Raw genomic sequence first — 8,768 nt, 5'->3', positions numbered from 1 at the left:
GGGCTGGAGGCCGTGGGCATGAGCGCGGAAAACAGACAGGGTGTTCTCGTAGGTATCGATGGTTCCCCCGGATCCGAGGCGGCGTTGCGCTGGGCCTACGCGACCGCCCAGCTCGAGCACCGACCCGTCATCGCCCTGCTGGGCTGGACCGCCGACGGCCTGCCCCGCGGGGTCTACCAGGCGGCGGTCAACGCCGACTACCTGGGGCTGACCAAGGCCGCCGAGCAGACCCTGCACCACACGATCGCCCGGGTGCCGATGCCCGACCCGCCGATCGAGCTCCGCCAGGTCGTCGTCGAGCAGGACCCCGTGGATGCCCTGGTGCACAAAGCCAAGAACGCCGCCATGACCGTGATCGGCACCAGCGGATCAGGTTTCGCCCACCGGGTACTGGCCGGCTCCGTCGCGCACCAACTGCTGCACCAGCACACCGGACCGGTCGTCGTGGTCCGCGGCGACGATTCTTCCGGCCAGCAGCCGGACCGCCGGCCGATCGTCGTCGGTGTCGATGGCTCGGACCCATCCTGCGCCGCCGTGCGCTGGGCCGCGGACCAGGCGATCGCACGCGAGGCCCCGCTCTACCTGATCAACGCCTACCGCGTGTACATCGCGCCGTTCGCCCCGCCCACCGAGTACTTCGTCTCGCTACACCAGGACGCCGAGCAGCTTCTCGCCGACACCGTCACCGCTACCCTCGACGACGACCTCGACCTCGACCTCCACCTGATCGCCGTTGACGACTCCGCCAGCCGTGCCCTGCTTCTCGCCGCCCAGGATGCCCAGCTCCTCGTCGTCGGCACCCGAGGCCACGGCGGCTTCGCCGAACTCGTCCTCGGTTCCACCGCCCACCAGTGCGTCCTGCACGCCCCCTGTCCCGTCGCGGTCCTGCACGCCCAGCAGCCGTGAGGCACCCGGAGCCACCCCGCCCGGCAGGAGCCCCTCGGATCGTCAGGGCGGGGCCGGGTGGGCTCCGGGTTGGCGGTGGCGGAACAGGGCGAGGCAGAGGGTCAGGCCGGGGCCGAACGCCATCGCGACGACGGTCGCGTCGGGGGTGAGGTCCCGGCGAAGCTGGTCGAGGACGAGCAGAACGGTGCCCGACGAGCAGTTGCCCCGGGCGGCGAGGGTGCCGCGGGTCACCGCGGTCTGCGCCGGCAGCAGGCCGAGGCGCTGCTCGACGACGTCGATGATGCGTGGACCACCGGGATGCACGGCCCAGCCCTCGACGTCGGTGAGCGACGCGGCGATCGGTGCCAGAAGCGCCGCCGTCGCCGCCCCGACGTGCGCGGCGAGCAGGTCGGGCACCCGCGGGGACAAGCCCATCCGGAAGCCGTGGTCGGTGACCTGCCAGGTCATCAGGTCCTCGGTGGCGGGCGCGGTCGCGGCCGTGGTGTCGAGCACCTCCAGGCCGCGGGTGGCGTCAGGCATGACGACGATCGCCGCGGCGGCATCGCCGAACAGGGCGTGCGCGACGACCTGTTCCAGATCGCGGTGCGCCTGCGCGGGCTGGACGTGCAGGGAGGGCAGCTCCACGCAGAGCACGAGCGCGGGCAGCCCGCGGGCCCGGACGAAGTCGGCCGCCGTCCCCAGGCCCGGGATCGCGGCGTAGCAGCCCATGTGGCCGACCAGCAGCCGACGCACCGACGGCGGCATGTCGAGGTCGCGGGCGAGCTGGATGTCCAGGCCCGGTGTGGCGTAACCGGTGCAGGACACGACGACGAACAGGCCCAGCTCCGCGGCGCTGATCCCGGCGTCCGCCAGGGCTGCGCGCACGGCCTGGCTGCCCAGCGGCCCGGCCTCGGCCACGTAGCGGCGCATCCGGGCCGCCGTCGACCAGGCGCTGATGTCCTCCTGACGCGGATCCACCACGCCGTGGCGGGTGCGCACGCCGATGCCGAGGAACAGCCGGCGGGCCAGTGCGTCGCCCTGGTAGCGGTGCTCGAAGACGTCGTCCCACAGGCTCTGCTGGTCGAGGGAGCCGGGGAAGGCCGCGCCCATGCCGGTGATCACCGCCGTGGTGGCGGGCCCCGCGGTCACCACCGGGCCACATTCGCGTCGGCCTCCGGGTCGCCGCCGAGTGCCGCGAGGCCCAGCCAGTCCGCGCAGACATCGCTCGTCGCGGGTTGCAGCGAGCCGCAGCGGGCGTCGCGGTAGAGCCGTTCCAGCGGGTGGCCGCGGCGGGTGGCCGCGGTCCCGCAGGCCTCGACGATCGAGGCCGCGACGTCCTGCACCGTGCGCCCGGCGAGCAGTTTGGCCCGCCACACCCACCGGTTCGTCAGGTCGCTGCCGGGATCGGCGTCGACCCGGCGCGCGCACTCGTCGACCACGGCGTCCAACGCGGCCAGGGCCGCGTCGGCCTGCCCGAACCGGGCCCGCACGGCGGGCAGCCCGGTGAGGCCGGATGGCATCCCGGTGCCACGCCGGCCGCGGACGTGGTCTACGCCGGCGTCGAACACGGCCCGGCCGACGCCGGCGTAGACCGCCGCGTAGGAGGCGACCAGCCACTGCGGCATTCCCTGTGCGACCAGCAGACTCAGTCCGGCGACGCCGCCGACCAGCGCCTGCGCCGGAACCCACACGTCGAGGCGCACGTCGTGGCTGCCGGTGCCCCGCATACCGAGCGAGTCCCAGCTGGGTTCGACGCTCACCCCGGGACCAGAGGGCACGAGAAAGTGACTGACCATCGCCGGCCCGGACGGACCCGCCGAGGTGGACGGGTCGAGCGGAGTAGTCGGGTCGGTCGGGTCGGTCGGGTCGGACTCCGCGGCGCGGGCGGCGACGAAGAAGACGTCCGCGTGCGACGCACCCGAGCAGAACGCCTTGACCCCGCGGATCCGATAACCGTCGCTCTCGCGCCGGTAACGGGTCGCCAACGCGGACAGTCGGGCGCCCGCACCCCGCTCGCTCATCGCCACGGCGATGAACTCCCCCGCGGCGGCGCGCGCCAGCAGCTGGTCGCGGGCCAGGAAGAACGACTCCGGAGCGCCCATCGCCCGGGCGAGTTCGTCCGGTGTCCGGGCCAGCGCGCCCACCACCGACGTGTGCATGTTCAGCACCAGCGCGGTCGCGCCGCTGGCCGAGGCGAGCACGCGGGCGGCGTCCGCCCAGTCGGCGAAGCCGCCGCCGAACCCGCCGAGCCGGGTCGGCACGAGCAGGCCCAGCAGGCCGGCGCCGCGCAGCTCGTCGAGGTCGGCCGCGGGCAGTTCGCCGTCCCGGTCGGCGGCACCGGCCCGCGCGGCGATGGCGTCGACGGCCCCGCGGGCCAGTTGCGCGCCGTCGACGCCGAGGATGCCGCCGCTGCCGCCGTCGGTGCGCGGCGCCGGCACCCGGGTGCTCACCGGCCGCCCCGGCCGCTCGTGGCGCGCACACCCACCGCCTGGTAGACCCCGGCGGTGGAGCCGGTCGGCAGCATCCGGACCGAGTCGGCCCGGCGGGCGAGCCAGCGGGCGTAGTCGACCAGCGACGGACGCAGCCCGCCGACCAGCGTCATCTCGATGCCGGCCCGCTCCAGTGCCCGGGCCAGCCGGTCGGGGGCGACCAGCAGCTTCGGATCGTGCACCCGCGGCGGCGGCCCGCCAGGCAGGTGTTCGGCGATGCGGACCAGCGCCAGCCGGCAGAACAGGGTGTCCGCGAGGGTGTCGATGACGAGCGTGCCGCCCGGCGCGAGCACCCGACCGATGGCCGCGCAGGCACCGTCCAGGTCGATCAGGTGCTCGAACAGCTCGCCGGCGACGACGCAGGAGAACTGTCCGTCCGGAAACGGCAGCCGGTGCACGTCGGCCCGGATCGCCGTCACGCCGTGCCCGGCGGCCTGACGCAGCGCCGGTGCCGACAGGTCGACGCCGACATGGCGCCAGCCGGCGAGCCGTCCGGTGAGCGCCACCGAGAGCAGCCCGGCGCCACAGGCGAGGTCGAGCAGCGCGGCACCGGGGTGGGGCGGGTCCGGGATGAGTCGTCCTCTGGCCTGGGCGAGCCAGCGCAGCGCGGCGAGTCGCCCGTGCGGACGCCACCACTCATCGGCGAGGTCGTCGTACTGCGCGGGATCGTTCCTGGGCCGACGTGGTTCGTGCCGTGGCGGCGAGGCAACGTTCACAGGTCTCCCGAGAGGGCGTCGCAGCTGTCGGCCGACGGCAGCGCCAGCCTCCCGCCGGCACAAAATGTGCCTGCATCAACTCGCAGAGTAACGAATCTGGGGAAGAGTTCCCATCACCGACAACCCACGGACCTCAGCGGGGTCGCACCCCGGCGGTGACGACGAGCGCGACGTCGATCGCGGCGACGGCCATCGCGGCGCGAAACGCCGACCGGTCCTCGCGACGCAGGACGCATCCGGTCAGCGCCGCGGCCGGGGCCAACGCGGCCAGCCGCCAGGCGCTACGGCGCGGCGGGCCGAGCGCGGCCACCACGGAACCGGCCGCGAGCAGCACCGCGGCGGATCGGCGCGAACCGGTCGCGCCCAGCCGCTGTGGCAGGCCGCGCACCCCGGTGCGCGCGTCGACCTCAAGGTCGGGAAGGACATTGGCGAAGTGGGCGCCCGCACCCAGCAGCCCCGCCGCCAGCGGCAGCCACCGCGGGGTCGCCGGCCGGTCGGGCCGTCCGCGCACGACGAAGACGGGCAGCAGCGCGAACGAGACCGCGTAGGGGCCGGCGGACAGCGGGGTCGCCTTCAGCCCGAGGTTGTATCCCCAGGCACTGGCGACCGCGACAAGATGGGTGGCCCCGGCCGGCCCGCCCGCGGCCACCGACAGGGGCACGCAGGCTGCCAGCGCCGCCCCCGTGGCCACCGCCACCGTTCGCGGCGCCAGACCGTCGCCGACCAGGGGCTTGCCCGTTCGCTCCCCGGCGGCGTCCCGGTGCCGGTCGAGCAGGTCGTTGCTCCAGCCGACCGAGAGCTGACCGGCCAGCACCGCCGAGGCCACCGCGGCGACCCCGCCGGCCGTGCGACCACCGGCGACCGCGAGCGCCGACGCGAACACGGTCACCGCGACCGTCGGCTCCGGATGACACGCCCGCACCAACGCCGCCACCTGCCCGGAAAGCCCCGGCCATCCCGTCGCGTCGGCTCCGGAAACCTTCACCATGGGTCGCGGCCCGATGTCCGGACCCGGCGATTTCTCTGGCATCACGCCCGCCATGATTTCCGATCACCGCCGTCTGGCCAACCCGCGCGCGGCGGCTGTCCCACCCGAAACGACCAAGCCGGCCCGTGGCGATCGGTCAGGCCAGGCCCAGGGTGTGCGCCAGGAAGGGGTTGCCGAAGGTTCCGGTCGGGTCGTGACGCTCGGCTAGCTGAAGGAAGTCGGTGGCGCGGGGGTAGCTGGCGCGGATGGTCCGCGCGGGCAGGGTGAAGACCTTTCCCCAGTGTGGCCGGGGGTCGAAGGGTGCGAGCTGGCGCTCGATCGCGGCCAGCGCGCGGGCGACGGCGGCCTCGTCCGGTAGCCAGGTGAAGTGCAGGCTCATCGCGTCGCGGTGATAGGCGGGGCTGAGCCACAGGTCGTCGGCGGCGATCGTGCGCAGCTCACTGATCCGCAGGGCGGGGCGGATCCGGTCGCCGATCCGGTGGATCGCCTCGATCGCGGCGGCGGCGTGGTCGCGGGCGACGAAGTACTCCGACTGCAGCTCGTCACCGGCGCTGGGCGTGAAGCCCGGTCGGAAATGTGGCAGCCGTTCGTGCCAGGGTCCGGGAATCCCGAGCTGTGGGGTCGTGTGCACCGGGTCGAGGCCGGGCACCGGGTGCACCGGATGGTGCACCGCCCGGGCGCCGAACATCTCCACCGGTGCCGGATCGGCCTCGCCGGTTCCCTCGACGACGCGCCGCTTGACCCACAGCCGGGACGGCGTGGAGCTCCAGTCCGTGAAGACGCTGACGCTGTAGGCGGCCGAGAAGATCTCCTCGACGTGGTCGAGCAGGGCGGCGCGGGTCAGACCCTGGTAGACGTCCTGGCGGACCTGGAAGGTCGGCACGAGGTCGAGTGTCACCGCCACGACCACCCCCAGCGCGCCGAGCGCGACGACCTGACCGGCGAAGTCGGGGTCCACACCCCGGCGGAGCGTGCGCAGGTCACCGGTCGCGGTGACCAGCTCGAGGGCGACGACGGAGGTGGCCAGGTTGCCGTTGCGGTCACCGGAGCCGTGCGTCGCGGTCGCGCACGCCCCGGCCACGGAGATGTGCGGCAGCGAGGCGAGGTTGGGCAGCGCGAAGCCCTGGGCGTGCAGCTCACGGGCGAGGGTGGCATAGCGGGTTCCGGCGCTCACGGTCACCTCACCAGCGCCGGGGTCGACCCGGATCAGACCGGGCAGCCGGGCCGTCGAGATCAGCGTGCCGGTCGTGTCCGCGATCGTGTTGAAGGAATGCCGGGTGCCGACCGGCCGCGCCCGCCCGCAGCCGGCGACGACGGCCTGAAGCTCCTCGATGGACGTGGGCGCGACGCGCCGAGAAGCCCCGAAGACCACGTTCCCGGCCCAGTTCGTTTTCTCCAGGCCCGTACCGTCCGACATGCCGTCTCCTTCCCCTTCCCCGGCGAACTTGGTTATGCCCTCCCCCACGGCTTCGGCGCGGCCTTCGACACGGTTCCGGGGCGCCGTGGACGAACCAGTGCCCCGCTCCGTGGGCAATTCTCGCCGGGTCACCATCCACCCGCCCGGAAGCAGCGACATACGGCAGCGGTATACGGCAGCGGTATACAACTGTCCATCCGGCGCCAAGGTCGTGACCGTCACTATCGGAAAGGGGCCACCGGATTGGTAAAGCTCGGACAGATCGATCTCAACCTGCTGGTCGTGCTCGACGCGCTGTTACGGAAGAAGAACGTGACGCGTGCCGCGGAGAACCTGCACCTGTCCCAGCCGGCGACCAGCACGGCACTGGCCCGGCTTCGGCGGGCCCTCGGCGACGAGCTGCTCCACCGCAACGGCCGCTATCTCGAACTCACCCCCCGGGCGCAGTCGCTCATCGAGCCCGTGCGCGAGGTGCTGGCGACCATCGAGCAGACCATCGTCCGGCCGCCGACCTTCGACCCCACCACCGACTCACGCCACTTCTCGGTCATCAGCAGCGACTACGTCAGCACCACCCTGCTGCACCCGCTCATCGCGCGCCTGATCGGACTGGCCACGGGCCTGCAGGTGGACGCCTCCCCGGTCGGCGTGCGCTACCTGGAGGCGCTCAACCGGGACGAGGTCGACCTCGCGATCCTTCCGGACCGGATCGTCGACCAGGCCCTGATCCCGGACTGCTCGCGGATGCCGATCATCGAGGACCGGTTCGTCGGTGTGGTGTGGCGCGATCATCCCCATGCCGGTGACCGTCTCACCGCCGACCTGCTGCGCCACTCCCCCTGGCTCGCGTACGTCCCGCATGGCCGGCCCAGCCTCGTGGAGCAGGACCTGGACGCGGCGGGCTACCCGCGCCGGGTGGCGGCCACGTCCACCAGCATGGTGGCCATGGCCTTCCTCCTCGCGGGCACCGACCTCGTGGCGGTACTGCCGCGGCGGCTGGCCAGACGGGGCGCCGGGGCGGCGGAGATCCGGCTGCTGGAGCCCGAGATGCCCCTCCAGCCGCTGCGTGAGTCGGCGTTCTGGCACACCCGTCGGGCCCGGAACCCCGGGCATGTGTGGCTGCCTCAGCAGCTGTTCGCCGCGGCCCGCACCGAGTGCCCGGCGGGTGCCACGGCCGCGACGGGCTGAGACCCCCGGTGCGGCGTCCGGACGTGTTCGCGGCGGCGTGACATCAGACGTGGCGTCAGACGGGTGGGGCGACGAAGAGGCCGCGGTCGACGTCGTTGAAGCTCTCCTTGGCGAGCTGGTCGTCGAACGGGTTCGCCGTCCCCCACTGGTCCTGGTTGAGCTCCTCGGAGACGTCGTAGACGCCGGGGTGCCAGCTGTCCTCGTTGAGCAGTTCCAGCTCGGTGGTGTACTCGACCGTGTTACCGGACGGGTCGAGGAAACAGCTGAAGGTGTTGTCGCCGGCGCGGTGGCGGCCAGGCCCCCAGATCATCCGGGTGCCGGCGCGCAGCAGCCGGCCGGTTCCACGCAGATACTCGTCCAGGCCGCGCAGCTCGGTCGAAGAAACGGAAACCGTGGCCGCCGCCCACGGTCGGCAGGGCGGCGGGCTCGTTGACCCGCCGCACACCGGATCGGCCGAGGCGTTCGGCCAGCGTGTCGACGTCCGCGGGCGTCCACGCGCCGTAGGAGACGAGGTCGAGGCGCTTGTCCCGGTCCTTGCGCAGCCGCACGACGTACTGCTCCGGTGATCCCTCGGTGGCGAGGAAGACGAGCCCGTCGTCCTCCGCGACCGGGGTGAGGCCCCACAGCGGTCGGCCTGGGCGCCCAGGCCGGTGATCGTCGAGTCCAGGACGTCCCCCGCGCGCAGCAGCCGCCCGCGCGGGAGTCCGTTGCCCGCCGGGCTGCCGGTCAGCACGAGATCGTCGGGCGGTACCGTCGCGACCGTCGAGCAGTACGCGACGAGACGGGCCACGTCGAAGATCATGTCCTTGGTCGACTCGTCCTGCATGACCTCGCCGTTGAGTCGCAGGGTCAGCCGCAGTTGACATCCTCCCCGGCCTGAAAACCGGGGATTCCCACCCTCGCGGACAGGTTTTCCTGTTTCACTGACAGACGCCTCCCCACTCTAGGAGCGGGGTGGTCTCACTCCGTCTCCACAGGCGATCACGGCGAGCCCCGCCGCGAGAACATTCCGTGCCGCGTTCACATCCCGGTCGTGGACCGCACCACAAGCGCAGGCCCATTCCCGAATGTTCAACGGCAGTTTC

At 73.0% G+C, this 8,768-nt stretch carries 9 protein-coding genes; 2 read left to right on the top strand and 7 right to left on the bottom strand.

Features of this window, described 5'->3' with window-relative positions:
• The coding region (locus tag G6R24_RS15235; RefSeq protein ID WP_338083957.1) for a universal stress protein at nt 1–906 on the top strand (906 nt) is incomplete at its 5' end.
• A 42-nt stretch (nt 907–948) separates the two neighbouring features.
• Here the strand turns inward: G6R24_RS15235 and G6R24_RS15230 are convergent.
• The 5 genes from G6R24_RS15230 to G6R24_RS15210 all read right to left on the bottom strand — a co-directional run bounded on the left by G6R24_RS15230 (nt 949) and on the right by G6R24_RS15210 (nt 6,495).
• Entirely contained in the window at nt 949–2,037 is a 1,089-nt protein-coding gene (locus tag G6R24_RS15230; RefSeq protein WP_225438565.1) for a type III polyketide synthase, read from the bottom strand.
• Nucleotides 2,031–3,335 carry an acyl-CoA dehydrogenase family protein gene (locus G6R24_RS15225; RefSeq protein WP_225438564.1) on the bottom strand — a complete coding sequence of 435 codons (1,305 nt, stop codon included), beginning with the start codon at nt 3,333–3,335 and terminating at the stop codon, nt 2,031–2,033. Before G6R24_RS15225 ends, G6R24_RS15230 begins: the two co-directional genes overlap by 7 nt.
• Entirely contained in the window at nt 3,332–4,090 is a 759-nt protein-coding gene (locus G6R24_RS15220) for a class I SAM-dependent methyltransferase (protein ID WP_163549909.1), read from the bottom strand. Before G6R24_RS15220 ends, G6R24_RS15225 begins: the two co-directional genes overlap by 4 nt.
• Before the next feature lie 133 nt (nt 4,091–4,223).
• Nucleotides 4,224–5,078, bottom strand: coding sequence for a UbiA family prenyltransferase (locus tag G6R24_RS15215; protein WP_163549908.1), 855 nt, complete (start codon nt 5,076–5,078; stop codon nt 4,224–4,226).
• A gap of 136 nt (nt 5,079–5,214) precedes the next feature.
• Complete coding sequence (locus tag G6R24_RS15210; RefSeq protein WP_163549907.1) at nt 5,215–6,495, bottom strand: FAD-binding protein; 1,281 nt, start codon at nt 6,493–6,495, stop codon at nt 5,215–5,217.
• A 243-nt stretch (nt 6,496–6,738) separates the two neighbouring features.
• Here G6R24_RS15210 and G6R24_RS15205 point away from each other — a divergent pair, with 243 nt between their 5' ends.
• Nucleotides 6,739–7,683, top strand: coding sequence for a LysR family transcriptional regulator (locus G6R24_RS15205; RefSeq protein WP_163549906.1), 945 nt, complete (start codon nt 6,739–6,741; stop codon nt 7,681–7,683).
• A gap of 55 nt (nt 7,684–7,738) precedes the next feature.
• Here G6R24_RS15205 and G6R24_RS15200 read toward each other — a convergent pair whose 3' ends face one another.
• Complete coding sequence (locus G6R24_RS15200; protein WP_263864067.1) at nt 7,739–8,536, bottom strand: fumarylacetoacetate hydrolase family protein; 798 nt, start codon at nt 8,534–8,536, stop codon at nt 7,739–7,741.
• A gap of 90 nt (nt 8,537–8,626) precedes the next feature.
• The coding region (locus G6R24_RS15195) for a zinc ribbon domain-containing protein (protein ID WP_163549904.1) at nt 8,627–8,768 on the bottom strand (142 nt) is incomplete at its 5' end.

The sequence above is a fragment of the Candidatus Frankia nodulisporulans genome (assembly GCF_902806475.1).
GTDB lineage: Bacteria > Actinomycetota > Actinomycetes > Frankiales > Frankiaceae > Frankia > Frankia umida.
This window is presented reverse-complemented; position numbering and strand designations above follow the sequence as displayed.

Coding starts and splice junctions, on each gene's coding strand:
- G6R24_RS15215 (WP_163549908.1), bottom strand. CDS start 5,078: ATGGTGAAGGTTTCCGGAGCCGACGCGACGGGATGGCCGGGGCTTTCC.
- G6R24_RS15210 (WP_163549907.1), bottom strand. CDS start 6,495: ATGTCGGACGGTACGGGCCTGGAGAAAACGAACTGGGCCGGGAACGTG.